General features: G+C 48.6%; 10 protein-coding genes and 4 pseudogenes. 8 read left to right on the top strand and 6 right to left on the bottom strand.

The window, feature by feature from the left end; translation table 11 throughout:
- Positions 1-54: 54 nt before the first annotated feature.
- From NP77_RS24015 to NP77_RS21995, 4 genes and pseudogenes are all read right to left on the bottom strand, one after another.
- On the bottom strand, positions 55-1,218 hold the full coding sequence (locus NP77_RS24015) for a PAS domain-containing protein (protein WP_039661883.1): 1,164 nt from the start codon (positions 1,216-1,218) through the stop codon (positions 55-57).
- Positions 1,219-1,592: 374 nt separating this feature from the next.
- Complete coding sequence (locus NP77_RS22015) at positions 1,593-2,726, bottom strand: glutathione-independent formaldehyde dehydrogenase (RefSeq protein ID WP_008924432.1); 1,134 nt, start codon at positions 2,724-2,726, stop codon at positions 1,593-1,595.
- Positions 2,727-3,052: 326 nt separating this feature from the next.
- Entirely contained in the window at positions 3,053-4,711 is a 1,659-nt protein-coding gene (gene eptB, locus NP77_RS22005; protein ID WP_039661796.1) for a kdo(2)-lipid A phosphoethanolamine 7''-transferase, read from the bottom strand.
- 616 nt (positions 4,712-5,327) lie between these two features.
- A pseudogene (locus NP77_RS21995) lies at positions 5,328-6,567 on the bottom strand (esterase-like activity of phytase family protein); the annotation flags it as partial.
- Between the two features lie 255 nt (positions 6,568-6,822).
- Between NP77_RS21995 and NP77_RS23910 the strand changes: the two are divergent.
- The 3 genes and pseudogenes from NP77_RS23910 to NP77_RS21985 form a co-directional block, all read left to right on the top strand.
- Positions 6,823-7,083: pseudogene (locus tag NP77_RS23910) on the top strand (RNase A-like domain-containing protein); the annotation flags it as partial.
- Positions 7,084-7,091: 8 nt separating this feature from the next.
- The gene (locus NP77_RS21990; protein WP_039661792.1) at positions 7,092-7,430 is read left to right on the top strand and encodes a contact-dependent growth inhibition system immunity protein; all 339 of its coding nucleotides are present in this window, start codon (positions 7,092-7,094) and stop codon (positions 7,428-7,430) included.
- A 247-nt stretch (positions 7,431-7,677) separates the two neighbouring features.
- Positions 7,678-9,372, top strand: coding sequence for a hypothetical protein (locus NP77_RS21985; protein ID WP_039661790.1), 1,695 nt, complete (start codon positions 7,678-7,680; stop codon positions 9,370-9,372).
- 29 nt (positions 9,373-9,401) lie between these two features.
- Here NP77_RS21985 and NP77_RS21980 read toward each other — a convergent pair whose 3' ends face one another.
- Positions 9,402-10,433: a phage portal protein gene (locus NP77_RS21980; RefSeq protein ID WP_039661788.1), complete on the bottom strand. Its 1,032-nt coding sequence runs from the start codon at positions 10,431-10,433 to the stop codon at positions 9,402-9,404.
- Positions 10,433-10,804, bottom strand: a pseudogene (locus NP77_RS21975) (oxidoreductase); the annotation flags it as partial. The pseudogene NP77_RS21975 and the gene NP77_RS21980, both read right to left, overlap by 1 nt.
- A gap of 284 nt (positions 10,805-11,088) precedes the next feature.
- Between NP77_RS21975 and NP77_RS21970 the strand changes: the two are divergent.
- The 5 genes and pseudogenes from NP77_RS21970 to eptA all read left to right on the top strand — a co-directional run bounded on the left by NP77_RS21970 (position 11,089) and on the right by eptA (position 18,766).
- Entirely contained in the window at positions 11,089-13,296 is a 2,208-nt protein-coding gene (locus NP77_RS21970; RefSeq protein ID WP_039661784.1) for a DUF4401 domain-containing protein, read from the top strand.
- Positions 13,289-13,819 (top strand): GDYXXLXY domain-containing protein, encoded by a 531-nt coding sequence (locus NP77_RS21965; protein WP_008924438.1) that lies wholly within the window; start codon positions 13,289-13,291, stop codon positions 13,817-13,819. Before NP77_RS21970 ends, NP77_RS21965 begins: the two co-directional genes overlap by 8 nt.
- 697 nt (positions 13,820-14,516) lie before the next feature.
- On the top strand, positions 14,517-15,125 hold the full coding sequence (locus NP77_RS21960) for a dTMP kinase (protein WP_039661881.1): 609 nt from the start codon (positions 14,517-14,519) through the stop codon (positions 15,123-15,125).
- A gap of 244 nt (positions 15,126-15,369) precedes the next feature.
- Positions 15,370-16,604: pseudogene (locus tag NP77_RS21955) on the top strand (NAD(P)/FAD-dependent oxidoreductase).
- 512 nt (positions 16,605-17,116) lie between these two features.
- Complete coding sequence (gene eptA / locus NP77_RS21950) at positions 17,117-18,766, top strand: phosphoethanolamine transferase EptA (RefSeq protein ID WP_039661779.1); 1,650 nt, start codon at positions 17,117-17,119, stop codon at positions 18,764-18,766.
- Positions 18,767-18,787 lie beyond the last annotated feature (21 nt).

Genomic DNA, 18,787 nt, shown 5'->3' with positions numbered 1-18,787 from the left:
CAAGGACATATTCGGCAACATTACAAAAAAAACAGCATGTTACCTGACGGCTCCTTAATGCGACAGAGCCTCCAGCCGGACCTGCAGGCGGCTAATGTTTTCGGTTATCTCAGCGGTTCTGTCCGCCAGTTCGCGAATTTCACTGGCAATAACGGAAAAGCCCCGCCCCTGTACCCCTGCTCTTGCGGCCTCAATGCTGGCGTTCAATGAGATGAGTTTGATCTGAGCAGCGATATTTGCATTTTCGGAGACCAAATCAGCAATTTCACTGACAGACGCTGCAGCCTCATGTCTTCGTTGACGTTCATGCTCAGCCTGAGCTTCCCGGTCTTTCAGTGTCTGGATATCAATCAGGGCCCCGACCGCCCGCAAAGGTACGCCGTCTTTGTCGCGTCGGGTCTGACCGCGGGCCCGGAACCATCGGTAATTGCCGTTTTTGAGTTTGACGCGGTAGTCAACGTCATAACCTGTTGCGCCTGAATGATCGTTAAGGTGTTTTATAAAGGCATCCAGCGTGTGATGGCTGTCGTCCGGGTGAAGACGCGAAGCCCAGCTGTCAATCACATCAGGAAACTCTTCAACAGTTTCGAATCCGAGCAGTTTCCTGAACTGTGGAGACCACCAGAACACATTTTTCGGATGTAAAGGGTCACCATTGATAATCTGAAGATCCCATAGGCCGTCATTCAGCATTTCACGTGACAGGTTGAAACGGGTCATGGCGATGTCGTATTCACTTTCGTGCGCAACATCATCGTTAATGTTCAGCAACATTCCAGTCAGTCTTTGACTCTGGCTGTCCGGGCTGCGCTCACGTTTTACAGCCACCTGAAACCACTCGTAACTTCCGCCCGCTGTCTTAAAACGGCATTTTTGCTTTACGTCGCGAGAAACAGGGGCCTGCGTGTTTCGTAAAAGATGCCTGAAATGGCTTTTATCTTCTTCATGAACAAGGGAACAGAGCGCTGAGAGCGTCATGGTATTACTGCTTCCGCGTGACAAACCTAACGACGCTGCCGATGAAATCCATAGCGGCGTGCTCTCGTTGATGTCTTTACCCTCACATATCCATAACACTTCTGGCAGCAGGGCCAAAAAGCTGTCCAGACGTTCGGGTAGCTGACTACGTGGCTGGAACTCTTCAATTAACACTTCAGGCACTGTGGATGAAATGACCTCTGCGGCGGAGGGTGATTTTCTGAATAATTTACCTAACATGACGGCTCCCGGTGAGAAAAAATAAATAACAGTCATGTTATCGGCCATATCACAGCTTATATAAGCGAGATAAATCGTTAAATTTTCTATTGTTTAATGTAGCGGCATTGTGTGCAGATGATTTCATGAAAGGCCTGCCCCTTCTCCCGGTTTTGAGGTGCCCGTCTCTTTTAAAGCAGAATACAGAAGCATTAGAGGGCTACATGACATGATGTGATGTTATGACAAAGAACAGAACGGAATGCCTGTTTAATAAGTGGCTGACAAGAGGCAGGGTGGCTTGCTGAAACAGAGCAAAATAATGACGGGATACGCAATGGTATCCCGTCGGCACTTCAGCATTTCTACGATTTTTGCTTACCGGCCAACTTATGTTATGGCTTCAGTATAACCTTCGTCCATCCTTCATCGCGGTCGTCAAAATGCTTATATCCCGCAGGCGCTTCTGCAAGCGAAAGACGGTGTGAGATTATGTCTCCCGGGCTGGCTTTACCTTGATGAATCAGGCGTGACAACTGACGATTATAGGCTTTGACATTAGCCTGACCGGTGCGGATTGCCTGTCCTTTAAACCAGAAACTCCCGAAATCAAAGGGCATCTTACCTTCTTTGGCAAGGTCCGAAGAAGCTCCCGGATCCTGAGGGACAAATACGCCAACGACACCGATTCCCCCGGTTGCTTTCGTTGACGCAACGAGACTGTTCATGGTGACTGAATTGTCTTCATGGCCATGTTTGTTACAGCACTGATAACCCACACATTCACAGCCACAGTCGGTGCCACGCCCGTCCGTCAGGTCAAGAATTTTTTGTACGGCTTCATCACCAACGGCATTGATGGCCGTTGCCCCCAGTTTCTCTGCCAGCGCTAAACGATCTTTATGTGTATCCACAACAAATACCTGTGAAGCCCCTTTTATGATGGCTGAGTGTGCAGCCATCAAACCCACCGGCCCCGCGCCATAAATGGCAACGCTTTCGCCAGGCTTTAATCCGGCAAGTTCTGTTGCATGCCAGCCAGTAGGGAAAATGTCCGAAAGCATCACATAGTCATCTTCTTTTTCTGCTGCGTCAGGCGGTAGCACGAGGCAGTTAAAGTCTGCAAAAGGAACCCGAAGCAGTTCCGCCTGGCCGCCTTCCCAGGAGCCCATTTCAGCAAACCCATAGGCCGCTCCCGCGGTACCTGGATTGGCGGTAAGGCAATATCCCGTCAGACCTTTTTCACAATTCTCGCAAAAACCGCATCCGATATTGAACGGCAGACAGACATAGTCACCGACCTTAATACGCTCAACACCCGAGCCAATTTCAACCACCTCACCCATGTTTTCGTGCCCCAGAATACGTCCCTGCTCAAAGCTGGTCCGGCCCTCATACATGTGCAGGTCAGACCCACAGATGTTAGTGGTGGTAATGCGGACAAGGACATCTGTAGGACGAACAATTTTCGCATCAGGTACGTCTTTAACTTTTACGTCATAGGGACCGTTGTAGATTACTGCTTTCATGATCTTCTCCTGCTTGCGTCCGGAAGTGGACTCTCTTCCGGCCGGGTGATTGTCAACTAAGCTTAGCTGCCATGGCTGATAACGCGATCGGCAGCACAGTAATCGGGATATTTCCTGGCTGGCTGTGTTGAAGCATGCTGATGCAGGGATGACGGACAAAGGCAGTCTGAGAAAGATGACGCTTCTGAATCCTGGTGGAGTCGGCGATCAGCGGGAGTACGAACAGTGTGAGTGCAGGTAAAAAAAAGGTGAAATGAAAAGTATTCAGTTCACCTTTTCGTAATGATTTCATTTTTAGTCAGATCTCATAAGCGCTGACCACCCTTTTACTGCGAATGGGAACACCAGTTTCTTAACGGATTAATACCGCCATCAGGTGATGTAAATCCAGAGCAACCTAAAATGCTGTCAAATAGCTTTTCATGAAATACCGGTGTTTTTTTGTCCTGCAGTTGTCTTAATTTTTCAAAAGAGGCGTTGTTATCTTTATCCTCAAGGAATTTGTCAGAAGCCCAGACCATCACAGGAATAGTGCGCTGGGCTAAGGGTGCGTGATCGCGTGGTGTACCATGAAAATGCATATTCTCAGAAATCGACTCACCGTGGTCTGATGCGTAGAAAACGATAGCATTTTTATCTCTCAGGGTATCGAGTGTCTGTTTAATAAAGTAGTCCATATATAGCAGACTATTATCATAAGAATTCACCATCTCCCGTGTACTGCAGGCATCATCGATCCCCTGACATTCAGGTTTAAAACGTGCAAATTCGCGCGGATAACGCTCTGTATACATGTAATGTGAGCCTTTCGTATGCAGAATGACGATATGTTTTCCTTTAGGATGCTGCTGTATTGAATCCTTTAATTCACTCACCAGAGCCATATCATCCACCGGCTGACCGGTGTGACGTTTCTCGGCCTGAATAGATTCCCTGAGCGAGTAACTGTCCGCCATGACCTTGTTATAAAACCATGCCTCACTTTGCATAGAGTATAAGTCTTCAGTAAAACCTTGCTTTTTCATTACCGTAAATACGTTCATCTCTTTTAAGGTGCGCTGTGGTGCTTCGGATGCGCCTCCCATTCTGACAAACATGCAGCGGAGCGAGAGCTTGGTCGAGGTATCACATGAGTAACCCTGCAGGTGAACCAGATTTTTTTCACGATCGAGATAAGGCGTATTATCGCGGGCATAACCGTATAACCCCATATGATCACGCCGGGCGCTCTCACCAATAATGAACACAATATATAAGTCATCTGATTTTTTTGGTGCAACATATCGGAAATGTTCGTAAGGATCGAAAAGATTATGATTATCTTCAGCCTGACTGATCGAGCTGTATGCCAGCAATCCGATGCCTGACAACCAGTTAGATGGAGAATAAGTACCTGCAACAATGCCGCCATAACTCGCCATCATTCGATTGGTTTTTTTATCCTGTTCGTTCTGAAGTTTTCCCATGACATTTAAGGGCAGCCAGAAGCATAAAGCGGCGATGAAAAATACAGCACTTCTGCAATACCAGTTGCGCTTTTTTGTATTTTTTGAAGCAGGAAGCGTACGCGTTCCGCGCCAGACTGCCCACAGGGGCGGGATGCTAACTAAGATTAACCAGATAATAAAATGCCATCCAACAGACTCTTTTGAAAGATCTAAGGAGTCAGTTGCTAAAACGGCAGCAATAATGCCATAACCAATATCAACGTTATAAAATATCATGTAGTAACTGGCAGCACTTGAAAAAATAACAAGTAACGTCAGGAGTACGCGTGTCAGAATTTTTCCTGTCAGGGAAATCAGCAGCGTTAATGACATAACAAAAAAGAAGGCGGCTATAACTTCGAAAGTTAACGCAAGTTTATTATCAAAATGCAGTTGATTATAACGGCGGATAAAAACAGGCGTGTTTAATAAGACACCAATATAAAAAGAAATGAATGCTGGCATGTAAAATTGCTTTAGCCACTGCCTTTGAAACATTATGATGCACCTCGTCCTTAAATTCTTAAAATCAGTCAGTTACCCACTGGTCCTGAGACGACAGATTAAAGAAAGGGTTCAAATATGCGACATTTTCAGTTACGTTATAATGTAACAATAAATAATAGCCATCAAGATCACAGTTCAACTAAATGAAAAATAACGTTATTTCCAGAATGGCAATTGCAGGCATTACCCTTTTGAAAATTTCTGAAGGAACGCCGTTTTCAAAATTTTTCATCTTCATACGCTGATAAGCGGGGGGATACAGGGGATACATAACGAAGGAAGCATCATTAACAGGAGAAATTGAGATGACTAAACGCACGATCAGCAAACGACCACTTTTCTGATGCCATCAGGTTCACCGATGGCCGTAGTGCGCTCGCAATTGCAAGTTACTCTGTTTCGGCCAGCGCCCAGGATTCGCCCATGAAGATTAACGCCGCAAAGCATCAGAGAAACATTTGAATGGTAAGAAATGACTAGCGGACTGCCACACCTTGTGACAAAACGGCCGGGAAATATCTGTCGGTGTTAAAATCGGGCTGTTACATCCGGCTCTTTTACAGCAGGTGATGCAATTAAGGAACACAGCCCGGGTTAGGGATATCGTTTATTTAAGCGGTTCCGCCAGTGTTACGATCCACAACTCGCTATCCACCTCAGGTTTCTTCAGCGGCTTCAGGCCGATTGTCGTGGCCACCGGCTTATCATCTACCGTCAGTGTCCCCTGATCCGTCACCCGATAATCTTTGCGCTTCTTGCCTTCAACCGGATTTTGCATGACTGCTTTCACACCGAAGTCGTTATCATTCGTGACCGCCAGCATTCTATTATCGATCAATGCCAGTCCTTCGGCCTTTTCCTGCTGCCAGCCGAGTTGACGTAAATCGACCACCAGCGATTTCGCTGCGAGCTTAATACCGCGCTGCGCCAGCGTTTTCTCGTCGTCGAACTCCGTCGCCAGGCTTATCAAATGCTGAAAGCTCGGTAGCCGGACGCAAATCTACCTTGTAGACAAGGTTACGCATTGCGTCATTTTTGTTGGTGCCTTGCTCTATCAGCAGAAGATGCTGATTGTCGATCGCCACGATATCGCCAATTTTTGCATCACTGTTTTTACTGTAAGCCTCGCCGTCGATAGGGTAACCATACATCGCGGTTTTTCCGGTCGCTGGATCGAAGCTAACCAGCCGTGTAAAGCGCGCCTGCTTTTTACTTTTGCCGTCGATATCCAGTGTGCTCTGCACCGCAGCGATGATTCGCCCATCTGGCATGCGGGTGATCCCCTCAAAGCCACGATTAGGCTGACGCCATTTGAGTATATTCGGCAGACCGCCCGCGATAGATTTTTCACCGTCGGCTGCCTGAGGCCCATGCATCGCCAGAATTTTACCGTGCTCATCAACGTTAATCAGGAACGGGCCATACTCATCGCACAGCCAGTATCCGCCCTTCCCATCCGGCCCAATGCCTTCTGTATCCAGACCGCGGTTATCACCCTGCAGGACTTTCAGCGTATCGCTTAATGCGATTTCATTGGTTGCTCTGATGACGCCATCCTGCAACGGCAATCCGTTAATGTTGCCCTTATCGTCATGCAACGGTCGGGCATCCGTGGCTTCGGCTTTGCCGTTCTGTACACGAATATTCATCAGCAATGGAGCGAAATCTGGCGTGACAAAAATTTTTGACTCTTTCTTACCCCTATCAGGCGAGTCGGCATTCGGTCCGCGATCGGTGATGGTCGCGAAGGTCAGCGCATCCCCCTGCCTGCCTGTAAAAAGCAAACCCGAGCCGATACCCACCGGCAAACCCTGGGGAAACGCGCTGGCGAAGGCACCGTAGTAGCTGAAATTGCGGCGGGTGAGTTAGGGGCGGATTATGCTACAGCTTACAAAGTAGGGGTAACCGTTGATCTTGCCGTACCCTTTATTTTCGCCTCAGCCGCGGGTGCTGCAAGAGTTGCTTCGGTGTATTCTGGCCGTATCAGGCTGACTGAGCATGAGGGCGGAGTGCTGGGACATACGATTGCGCGGTACGTAGTAAGGACACCGGAACAACTGATTGCCCGTTTTTCATAACCCCGCGCGCCCCATGTATCTAGTAGCTTCAAAAATCTCAGGCAGGCAGAGCTGGTCATATCTGAAGTGCTATCTGTTAAAAGAACACAGATTGAGTATGCTTTGAAGTATTCACATGCACGCACGACGCTTGTTTATGCGCACAAGTCTAATTTTCCGATCGGTACATACATTGAGCGGGGGGCGACAGAGGTTAAGAAAGCCTATGGTGTCCGAATAGTCATCAGGCCCACGACTTTCAATGGTAAGCAATATTATCTTGTTACTGCGTTTCCTACGCCATAAGGAGTTATATGGATACTGATATGACTAAATCTTGCGAGATGGATAATCTCGTTGTGGCGTATTATGGTCAGGATTGTGATATTTTCGACCCTGATTGTGATTTTGATAACCTGCTAAATGAATATCTTGCCACTTCCAACCCTTTCAATCTGAGAATGCTACTGGCTAATATTCAGGATTTTGAACAGGAATCTGATGGCCTAAAGGTTTTTTCCGACCGGTACAGGTATGACTTTGCACCGGACAGATGGGATATGACAGCAACGCAATGGCTTAGTATCGTTAAGGAAAGAGTGATCGAACACCTTCACGCGAACGGCCATTCCTCAGAGTTGTCGAAGTTTTGAGTGATCTCAGCGCGCTTTAGCCATGTGCATGCCTATGCTGCATGAATCCGCATGATCCCAAAAGGATCGTTAGCCCTCCGCCCCGCCACTACTGGCGGGCTTTTGCTTATGTCATGCAGGTGCATGAAAACCACTACCTAAAGCGGGCAGGCGTGGCGGGGCTACGAGCGCGCGCTATATGTAATGGTGACAACCTGCAACGCGACATGCAAGATGAAGTGTTAAAGGACCGAAAAGAGGATGTGCAATGTCTAAGCTTTTGATCGAAGAACAAATACGCAAATTCCTAAACTCTGAAACTCCTGAAGTTATGGCCATCAAGGGGCAGTGGGGGGTAGGTAAAACCTACAGCTGGAACTCTTTTTTGAAAAGAGCCCGTGATGACAAAATAATTAATTTACCTGCCTATACTTACGTTTCTCTTTTTGGAATTAATAACCTTGAAACACTTAAATATTCTTTATTTGAAAACTCAATATCCCTAGATTTGATAGGTACTGAGCCGAGCTTATCAACTTTAAAAGAAAATACAACCGGAGTCCTAAAAGGTTATGGAAAGATTGCCGGAGGAATATTAAAGGGCACGCCTTTGGCAAAAAACATCACTCCTGTTTTAGAAAGTCTGGCATTCATGAATCTAAGCAAAACTATAATTTGTATAGATGACTTAGAAAGAAAAGGAGCAGGTCTGAGTTTAAAGGATGTTCTAGGATTAGTTTCTTTATTGAAAGAGCATAAACAGTGTAAGGTGATATTACTTTTAAATGATGGAACGCCAGAAACTAAAGAGTTTAATACATATAAGGAGAAGGTTCTTGACATAGAGCTATTATTTAAACCATCACCCGAAGAAAGCGCAGCCATAGCTTACGAAGGGAGTAAAGGTTTTCATGGAAAACTATCTGAATTTACTCAAAAGCTTAAAATAAGAAATATAAGAATCCTAAAGAAAATTGAAAGAAGCATTGATATTATATTTCCATATTTTGTTAGCAGCACCCCTTCTCTCCTCGAAGAGGCAATGGCATCAGTAGTTCTTTTCTCTTGGTGCTTTTATGCTTTTAGTGATGACGAGGAAGTACCTTCCTTAACTTTTATTTCAAGTGATGAGTTTTTTCTGTATGGCTTCGGAAATCAAAACGAAGATGATGACCCTAAGAAGCTGGCTTGGAAGAAGATAATATCTGACTATGGATACATATCTACGGATGATGTAGATAAAGAAATAATTAATCTCGTTAAGCATGGTTATGTAACAGATAGTGACTTTCAGAACGTTATTCATGAAAAGAACAAAATCGTAGTAAAAGGAAAGTCCAGAGATGCTTTCTCTGAAGCTTGGGGACTATTCCATAACTCTTTTGATAACAACGAAAAAGAAGTTTTAGATGGGCTAATTAATAGCTTCAAACTAAACTGCAAAGCCATTTCCCCAGGAAATTTAGATTCACTTGTTGAATTTTTAAAAGAATTCAATAAGCATGCTGAAGCTAAAGAAGCGATTGATTTTTACATTGATAATAGAAAGGATGAAAGAGAACTCTTCAACATAAATAGCAGAGAGTTAAATAGAAAGTTAAAAGATGGTGATTTAATTGACGCATTTAATGATGCTTACTATTCAACCGAGGAGGAAAAACCCGAGACTTTATCGGAACTGCTTATACGACTCCATGAGCTAAGGGGATGGGGTAATAAGGATATAGATAGATTGACTCAAACTAGCATACAAGACTATTACGACGCCTTTAAAAACTCAGCCGGTGCACAATCTTACTATGTTGTTGAATCTGCCTTACAGTTTAGTAAATTATATGGAAGCAATGCCGACTATGAAAAAATCACATGGAGCGTAAAATGGGCTCTTACGATGATTTCTTATGAAAGCCTAATAAATAAAATGAGGGTTGATCGCTATAAAGTTGATCTCTATAACAAATAAGATAATGAGAGGCGTTAGCCTCTCATTTTTCAAAGGTTGTATTCTTCAAATGTTATAATTTCTTCACCGATCCAATCATTCAATTCTTCAAAACGCTTTTGTAATGGTATTAATTCATTACGTACAAACACTTTGCTGGCCTTTTCCACATCACCGAACCCGCCGGTGTTGCTGGGGATGATCCCCATCAGCTGCGGTGGCACACGATGCACGGCCAGCATGTCGTCTCGGCTCACGTTTTTAATGTTCAGGAACTCATCCTTTGCCGCCACCTCTGACAGCGGGATGATCTGGATGCCGTCCTTTTTACCGTTAGGGCTGTACATAAACAGGTTACGGAAGTTGCCAGGACCCTTTGCGCTTTTCATGGCACCGCGGATATTGTCCACGTCCTGCTGGCTCTGCGCCGGGTCGGTCATATACATGATGAAACCCGCATGGCTGCCGTTAAGGTAATACTTGCGGCGGAACAGCGTGGCCGACTCATTCAGCAGCGCCGACGGGATAGCCGACAGGTAACCCGGTAGACCGTAAATCTCCTGATTGATATCCGGCTCCATCAGATGAAACACGCTCCCCTTCTCGAACTCATACGGCTCCGTGTTGATGCCATAGTGCGCGTACCAGTAGGTATCAAGGTCGAGGCCGCGCCGGGTGAACTTTGCCAGCGACGGCTCCAGCTTCAGCACGTTACCGAGGCGGCTGGTCCGCTTCTCCAGGTAGGCATTGCCGAAAATCAGGTAATCCAGCGCAAAGCGGCTAAACGCCTGCTGACTCAGCAGCCGATGCGGGATAAAGGTACTCGCCAGAATATTGCACTTTACGCTGATGGGTGAGCTGTGATGCACGGCGGCGCGGAACGTGCGCGCCAGCCCGTCAACGCTCACGGGCGGTTCATACCAGCAATCATTGATGACGCACTCCACGTAGTCCAGCAGTTCGCGGCGGTCCAGCACCGGGATCGGGTCGCCAAAGGTAAACGCCTCCGACGCTGCCCCGCTGGTCATGTTATCCGGCTGCGGCACGGGCTGCGTGCGGGTGCGGTTCCTGCGTTTGCTCATTAATAAATCTCCACAATGTTCTGCGTGTGTGCCGCCTGTCCCTGCAGCGGCTCGTTTGCCAGCGCGTGCATGGTCGCCCAGGCTAAATCGCCGTGGCTGACTTCTTCGCTGCGGCTGGTTTCATAGGTCGGACGGTTGCCGCTGGCCGTGGTGGCCTTGCGGATAGACATAAACGACTGCGCAATGTCGAGGTGGCTGGCGTCAAACTCCAGCCGCCCGCTGGCGATGGTGTCGTAAGCCTTCAGCACCAGGGTGTTCTTAACATTCGGGTTATAGACAAACTCCTTCACCTGCGGGAAAAATCCTTTGACGTTCTCATATACATCCAGCCCAACGCCGGTGAAGTCGATGCCGATATAGGTACACCGATGAGAAAGTGGGATGAATCTGTCTGTTCAGACATAACGGTCCGGATTTTTACATCGGTAAACGCAGATGTTTCTGGTCTGCGATACTCATGATCATAAGAATGCGGTGGATCGCGCAGAGTTCACCTTTCGCCTTTGATTTACACTGTTATATCCCGGAAAAGATGTTTACATTTGTGCAGCAAACTTATCTGCTGCTCAGCAGAGCAACTCATGGATTGATCGCAGGGAAAAGCAGTGGTTAACGTCATCATCAAAGTCACACCGCAAGCAGAGGCAGGGAAAGTATGAGGGAGATTGCACCTGATGGCATAACCGGGATGCCGTCACGGACGGCAGCATATCTATGCCGTCAGATCGCTGGTCTGGTAAAAGGCGGCAGCCTGACGCCGGAGACCTGCCTGCGTATCTATGCTTTTTGTGGTATCAGGCCATCAGATACTCAGTGGCGACAGTTTCTTATCCCGGTTCTGTGCTGTCTGGGATTGCTGTCACTGGTTGCTGGCGCGGTGTTCTTTGTTGCCTGGAACTGGGCCTGGCTGCCGAAGATGGCGAAATTCGCCCTGACTGAACTGCTGATCGCCGCGCTCTCAGTATTGGTCTGGTGGCGATGGTATAGCACGCTGGCTCGCAGCGCATTGCTGGCGGCAGGTTTAGGGTTCGGCGCCCTGTTTGCACTCTACGGGCAGATTTACCAGACCGGAGCTGACAGCTGGGAGCTCTTCAGGGCCTGGTTATGTGTTCTTTTGCCGCTGGCGCTGATTGCCCGGCAGAACAGCCTGTGGTTTTGCAACTGGCTGATCGCTAACCTGGCATTCCAGCTCTATTACATGACGTTGCCGAGCTCACTGCTGGATGTCGCTGTGTCTGACAGCTTTACACGGCTTCCAACGGCTGTGCTGTACAGTTATCTTGCACTGCTGGCAGCCTGCCTGCTTATCCGGGAAGCGCTGGCCTGGCGGGCGATTACCCATCGCCCTAAAAGCTGGCTGGCAAGCCGCTGGTTATCACGCGTTATGGCAGGATTTTTACTGTTGCTGCTGACCACCATCGTGGCCGGAAATCTTTCTGACTGGGAAGGGGCTAACCACGTTACGTCTGTCACGGTCAGTTGGATGATCACCCTGCTGGCAGGCTATTACCTGTACCGTTATCGCTACGTGGACCTTTGCATGCTGACGCTGGGTGTTGCCAGTCTGACCGTTGTGGGCTGCGCGCTGATCATGCAGCTTTTCCTGCTGGCCTATGATACGGGTGACCTGTTTCTGACCGGTGCACTGATGATTTTCTGGGTATTGGTAAATGGTTCTATCCTGCTGAACTGGCAACGCAAACTAGCTGAAAAGGGGCCAATCGATCTGGTTTCTGCCAGGCTGACCTCACTGACAAGCACCTTGCGTCAGCAGGGTTTGCTGAGCGCCTCACAGATTGAGGAAATTAAGCAACGCGGTCACGCATCGGATCTGCCCTGGTATCTGAGGCTCGCGCTGAGTGTCGGAGGCTGGATCGCAGCCATCATCATTCTGTTACTGATGGCGCTGGTGCTCTATGCCGCTGACTTACTCGACGATCCGAATTCTGCCACCCTTATTCTTCCTTCACTGCTGCTCGCCGTCATTGCGCGAGGCCTGTTACGCAATGAGCGTGATGGTAAACATCACCTCGGGCTGGCGTGGGCTATTGCGGCAACGTGCGGGCTGATCTTCGGCGCTCTGCTGCAAATCCAGAGCAGTGACTTCAGCTTTATGATGTCTGGTTCATTGTGTGCCTTGCCGATTCTTGCCGTGATGGCCGTGTCGATGCCTGACCGCACCTACCGTTTTATGGCCATCACGGCCATGACCTTTTTTCTGGTGCTGGCGGGCTATTCACTGGCCCGGCTGACCCTGTCGCCGATGGCGGGTCACTTTGCTGTTTCCATACTGGTGGCGGCGGTCATATTTTTGTGGCTAGGGATTGTCAGCCAACAACTGAGGTTACAGGCTGGGCCATATGCTGACGCGCTACATCCCCTGCTGTATGGCATACCGGCTGGTCTGATGATGCTGAGTTTCCTGGGAATAAACGCGGCGTTTATCACGGATTTGTTCTGGTCCGCTGCGCAGTTTGCTACGCTTCAGTCTGCTATGGGCACAGGGATCGCGGCAGGTTTAATGCTGAGTGTGCTCAGTCAGAGAAGGAACGGCCAGCCGCTGTTTTCGATAATCACACTGCCCGTGGCCCTGATCTGCGGTGCTGCTGCTCTTTTCGCACCGGGTATCGGGCTGGGCTTGTGGCTGATTCTGATGGCGCGTTATCAGGGAAGTCCGGGATTGCTGGTGGTCAGTAGCGGTTTCTTAGTTCTGTACGTCATTGGCTGGTATTACTTCATGGAAGTGACGCTGTTGCAAAAATCCCTGCTGCTGCTGGCGGGCGGTCTGGTTTTACTGGGGCTGGCATGGGGAGTCAAAAAAGTGTTGCCTGCACAGATTGGAGGTGCCCGTGAGAATGCGTAAACAGAGCCGATGGCTGGCAGGCGCAGTAATAGCGCTGGCGCTGGTGGCCGTCAATGTCAGCATCTGGCAAAAAGAGCAGTTGCTGAAACAGGGTGCGGTCATGATTCTACCCCTTGCGCCGGTTGACCCTCGATCCCTGATGCAGGGCGACTACATGGCACTGAATTATGCCCTTACCCGACCGCTGGAGGTGATGTTGTATCAACAGGCTGAGGCCTGCGGTGCGACACTGTCAGCGCCATGCCTGCCCACCAGCGGAACCCTGATTGTGGATCTCGATGCACAGCGTCATGCGACTCAGGCCCGGTTTGATCAGGGTGAACCTCTGCAACCAAATCAGCTGCGGGTGAAATACCATCAACATTATGGTTCGCTGACCGTCGGCACTAACGCTTATTTCTTTCAGGAAGGCCATGGCGAGCGTTTTGCGCAAGCCCGTTTCGGAGCCTTCCGGGTGGGGAGCGATGGCACGGCACTCCTGACGGATCTGCTTGATGAGCAGGGTAAGGTGATTCAGCCTTAAGGGTAAGGGATGCTTACGGGTCTGACTGAATTTTAGCTCTGTTCCGTGCGCGGCATTTAAAATCCTAAACGTAGCTGGCAATTCATTAACCAGAAGTACAAACACCCGGCTCTCTTCTCTGCGACCTGAATACCAGAATGACTGGCGTGCCATCCGGTTTTTCCCCAATGCTGAATTGATATATGCTCACCCGCCTTGAGTTCGACTTTACCCTCACCCGCTTCCCGTACGGAAATACCAGGGACGTAAAGCGTTGACGCCAAAAGTATCCGTTAAAATCCAGGTTGTTCTGCTGGATGATCGGCCGCCAGTTTTAAAGCGGTCTCCAGTTTGGTTTACTTTTCGTCAGACATCAAAGCCACCTTTCGCAGGATTAGAATAGAAGCAATTTAACGAGGCGCTATGAGCATAATCGTGACGCGTATTGCTCACCAGACTCCAGCCTGTGCTGGAGGTTTCCTTTAACACCTCGTTATTGCAAATGAAGGCGTGAATTTGAATAGATAAAATAGAGACAGGCACTCGCGGGATTTTTTCCGTTTCATTGACGCTTCCCTTAAACTACACCGTACTGATCTCAACCCATGCGCTTATACGGCCCCCAGCGAACGACGTAAGCTCAGCTTTATCAGGTAAAAAACATGCTTTTGGCAAGTACCCGCTATATAAACTCCCCGACTCCCATGTCATTGGGATCATGAATCGTCAGCTGTTTGTGACTCTGGATGGGCCCAAGGGAACCGGTAAAACCACCCTGCTGGAGTCCATTACGCAATTGCTAAGAGCAGATAACAGGAAGGTGGTCCGGCTTAGCGAGCAAAAAAGCGATCCCTTCAGGGCGGAATCCATGGCGCTGGTTAACCGGCTCGCCAGAAATCCCTCCCTCGATCTGGAACGGGAGATCTGTGACCGCTTTGCTTTAAGCCGTGCCTGGATTTCACAGAACGTACTCACTAAGCAGCCCGGGAACTGCATTATTCTGATGGATCGCTGGTATCCGTCGGATGCCGCATTTCGACGAATGGTGCCTTTCGCAGAGATAGTGCAGCTAAATATAGAGCACAACGTGCGAGCACCAGACCTGCATGTCGGGGTGGTCACCGCACCAGAGGTTTCATGGGAAAGAGCCGCAGCGCGTTCGCGGGGTCTGGGAAGTACGGTGATTCACCGCCTGGAAGAACATATCGCCTGTACCCGTGCTTTTGAGCTTGAGGTTGCCAGGCACGGCTGGTTTTTATGCCGCAATGAAGGAAGTATCGAAGAAGCAACAATGCAAATAGTCGCTGAAATCAACAGAATGCTTTAACGCCCTGCAAAGATCTTTACGCGTCCGCCCCTCTTTACCTGTTGAGTAATAATTCCCCACCAGAATTATACTTGTCTGAAATCAACAATGGTCAGATTAGCGCTGGTACAGTTATCCCACTTTCCCTTATAAAAATTGCTTTATTTTTCAAATAAGGCACAGGGAATTGCGCTACGCATCAATACCATTCAATCATAATCATTCAGGCTGACCTGCGGGTGAGTCATGTTTCCCCTCGCAACCTATGCTGCGAGGGATATCACCGCCGACTGGGTCATTGTCGGTGCGGGATTTGCCGGTGTCGCTTTTGCGCGCCGCCTGGCTGAAATTAATCCCACCCTGAAAATCATCATCGTCGACGCGTACACCACACGGGAAAGCGCATCCGCACGCAACTCCGGGTTTGTTATCGGGCTGCCTCATAATATTGGCAGCTCAACGGCCGAATTAAAAAAGGCCAACACTTACCGTAACCTGCTTCAGGAAGGCATTCGTCAGCTGGAGCAGGTCATTTCAGAGCATGATCTTCAGTGCGACTGGGAACAGGTCGGTAAATATCACTGCCAGGCGGAGCGTGGCAATGATCGTATATTGAAGGAGTACGCCAGCCATCTCGATTTAATGGATGAGCCGTGGCAGATGTTAAGCAGCGAAGAACTGTACCCTAAACTCGGCACGCGCTTTTACAGCAAAGGAATATTCACGCCAGTTTGCGTGTTGGTTAATCCGGCGCAGCTGATTGCCGGCCTGAACCATTATTTTCCTGAAAATATTCAACGTTACGATAATACACCAGTACTGGGTATTCGTTATGGCAGCGTGGCTGAAGTGCTGACGCCATTTGGCGTGATCAAAACACCAAAAGTGATGCTGGCTACCAATGCACTCTCGCCAGAGCTGCGTCCGGGACTCTCGCGTCAGGCCGCTATGGCCACGTTTGCCAGCATTACCGATCCACTGACAGATGAACAACTCACGACCCTTCCTCCTATGCAGAGTTGGGGGCTGACGCCCGTCAATGCCATTGCCGGAGCAACCTTCCGTTTCACAACAGATCGCCGCTTCCTGATTCGCCAGCATGTAATACCCGCGCTTAAAGGTCAGGTGAGTACCGCCAGGACTTACCTGGCAACTCAACTGCATCAGCGTTTATTTAATAAAGTCTATCCGACCCTGAGCAGTGTCAAGTTATCTCACACGTGGTCCGGTACCATCAGCGTTACGCGGAACGGGGCGCCTGAATGGGGCATGCTGAACAAATTTGTTTGCACAGCGGGTGGCTGTAACGGTGCTGGCGTTTCTAAACAGACCGTAGCGGGCAGTCTGCTGGCAGATTTCATTATGAAGCAGGATAACCCGCATATTGCGGATATGCTGTCGCTGGGAAAAGCCAGTTTTATGCCACCCTCACCGGCGCTGGATATCGGCATTGCGTTTTCTCTGATGAAAGAGCGTTTTTCTGGACGAAAAGAGGTGTAACTGTTCCTGGTAAAAACGGACGGGGAAACCCGTTCGCTTTCTATCCGGATTGAGCCTTTTCTGATGAAGCCGATTGCGTATGAGACGCAGGGCTAATATTACAGAGGATAGACTGAACGGGCGCTGACTCTTTTTATTTTATAGATTCCTGTCAGATACCAGACGTTCAGCGTCTCTCAAATTGTTCTGTAATCCCCCAGCCACACTAATCAATTTCAGGACCTCAGTTTAATTAATGAGATACAGATCACAAAAACCCAAGATAAACCGCACAAACTGTAGCAATAAGTTCATTTTAGCTTCACATTAGCTAATGTGAATATGCAAACTTTCAGGCGCCAGCCATGCTCAAATTTTCATTAAGCGAATGTTTTTCTTTGGCTATTTCAGTATTTACTGTGCTGAGCTTCATCTATCTGTGGTATACGGCACATAGTTTTTATTAATTTTTACTAATCAATTTTAAAAACAATCTTTTTGGATCCACTTATTCAAGGTTACGGAATACCTTTATGGCACGCTTCAGAATGAGTCAGCCTGTATTGCCCCGCATTACATTCATCCTGTTATTCTCACTCTATATTTCTGTTTTTCTCAATTTCGCCTTTTACCGCCAGGCTTACTCGCTTATAGAGATGAACGGGCTTAGCAAATATCTTTTTTTTCTCTCCATGCCAATCGTCGCTTTCTGCGTCATTAATATTGTGCTGACGCTTGCCTCATTTTTGTGGCTGGACAGGATAACCATTGCACTGTTTGTCATTGTCTCCGCTGCGGCTCAGTACTTTATTCAGCACTATGGCATCGTCCTTGATCGCTCGATGATCACCAATATGGTGGATACCACGCCAGCAGAAAGTATGGCGCTGCTGACACCAAAGATGATTGCGGTGATATTTTTTACCGGTATTTTTATGGCTGCTCTGGCCTTCTGGCCTGCGTTTAAAAAGTCGGTTCCGGTATGGAAAGGCGTGATTCAGCGCGCGGTGAGTCTGGTGATTTCTGTTGCACTGATAGCCATCATAGCCATGTTGTTTTATAAGGATTACGCCTCACTGTTTCGTAACAATCACGAGCTGGTGAAATCCCTGAGTCCGTCGAATTTCATTGCTGCCTCGCTCTCCTACTATAATCACCGCGAGCGGGCCAATCTTCCGCTGGTGAAAATAGGTGAAGATGCCCATCAACTTCCGGTCATGCTGGATGGCCCTAAAAAGAACCTGACGATTCTGGTGGTGGGTGAAACGTCTCGTGCCGCCAATTTTTCTCTGGGCGGTTATCAACGACCGACCAACCCCTTACTGGCGAAAGAGGACGTTGTCTATTTTCATGACTTCTCCTCCTGTGGCACCTCCACGGCGGTCTCCGTTCCCTGCATGTTCTCGAACATGCCACGCAGGCATTACGATGACGCCCTGGCCAGTCATCAGGAAGGATTGCTGGATGTGATTCAGCGTGCAGGTCTGAGTGTTCTATGGCATGAGAACGATGCGGGATGCAAAGGGGCGTGCGATCGCGTGCCTAATCAGGATATGACCGCGCTGAATCTTCCGGGAATGTGCATCAAAGGCGAGTGCTATGATGAGATTCTTTTCCATGGCCTGGAGGCGTATATCAACCAGCTTCAGGGCAGTGGCGTGATCGTGCTGCACACTATCGGCAGTCATGGCCCGACCTACAATCACCGTTATCCTCCGGAATTCGGCAAATTTAAACCCACCTGTGAAACTAATCAGATTCAGGAGTGTTCGCAGGAACAGTTGGTTAATACCTATGACAACACCATCCTGTATGCGGACTATATCGTCGATAAAGCGATTGAATTACTGAAAGCCCATCAGGAGAAGTTTACGACCAGTCTGGTTTACCTGTCTGATCACGGTGAGTCACTGGGTGAAAAAGGTGTTTATCTGCATGGCCTGCCCTATGCTATCGCGCCTGAAGTCCAGACGCGCGTGCCGCTGCTTATCTGGCTGTCGCCCGATTACCAGCAGCGTTATGCCGTGGACTACACATGTTTGAGCCATCAGGGTTCGACGCAAAAATACTCTCAGGACAATCTGTTTTCTACCATGCTGGGTATTACCGGCGTTCAGACCCGGGAATATGTTGCGTCGGACGATATACTGGCGACATGCAGGAATAAGCCTGGTGGAAAATAAAAATCATTAAGCCTCGTTTCG

Source organism: Pantoea sp. MBLJ3, from assembly GCF_000816655.1.
Lineage (GTDB): Bacteria > Pseudomonadota > Gammaproteobacteria > Enterobacterales > Enterobacteriaceae > Pantoea > Pantoea eucalypti.
This window is presented reverse-complemented; position numbering and strand designations above follow the sequence as displayed.

Excerpts from the sequence above, each read along its gene's own strand:
- eptA (WP_039661779.1), top strand. The coding sequence starts at position 17,117 with ATGGCACGCTTCAGAATGAGTCAGCCTGTATTGCCCCGCATTACATTC.
- NP77_RS21985 (WP_039661790.1), top strand. The coding sequence starts at position 7,678 with ATGTCTAAGCTTTTGATCGAAGAACAAATACGCAAATTCCTAAACTCT.
- NP77_RS21990 (WP_039661792.1), top strand. The coding sequence starts at position 7,092 with ATGGATACTGATATGACTAAATCTTGCGAGATGGATAATCTCGTTGTG.
- NP77_RS21970 (WP_039661784.1), top strand. The coding sequence starts at position 11,089 with ATGAGGGAGATTGCACCTGATGGCATAACCGGGATGCCGTCACGGACG.
- NP77_RS21965 (WP_008924438.1), top strand. The coding sequence starts at position 13,289 with ATGCGTAAACAGAGCCGATGGCTGGCAGGCGCAGTAATAGCGCTGGCG.
- NP77_RS21960 (WP_039661881.1), top strand. The coding sequence starts at position 14,517 with ATGAATCGTCAGCTGTTTGTGACTCTGGATGGGCCCAAGGGAACCGGT.
- NP77_RS22015 (WP_008924432.1), bottom strand. The coding sequence starts at position 2,726 with ATGAAAGCAGTAATCTACAACGGTCCCTATGACGTAAAAGTTAAAGAC.
- NP77_RS21980 (WP_039661788.1), bottom strand. The coding sequence starts at position 10,433 with ATGAGCAAACGCAGGAACCGCACCCGCACGCAGCCCGTGCCGCAGCCG.
- NP77_RS24015 (WP_039661883.1), bottom strand. The coding sequence starts at position 1,218 with ATGTTAGGTAAATTATTCAGAAAATCACCCTCCGCCGCAGAGGTCATT.
- eptB (WP_039661796.1), bottom strand. The coding sequence starts at position 4,711 with ATGTTTCAAAGGCAGTGGCTAAAGCAATTTTACATGCCAGCATTCATT.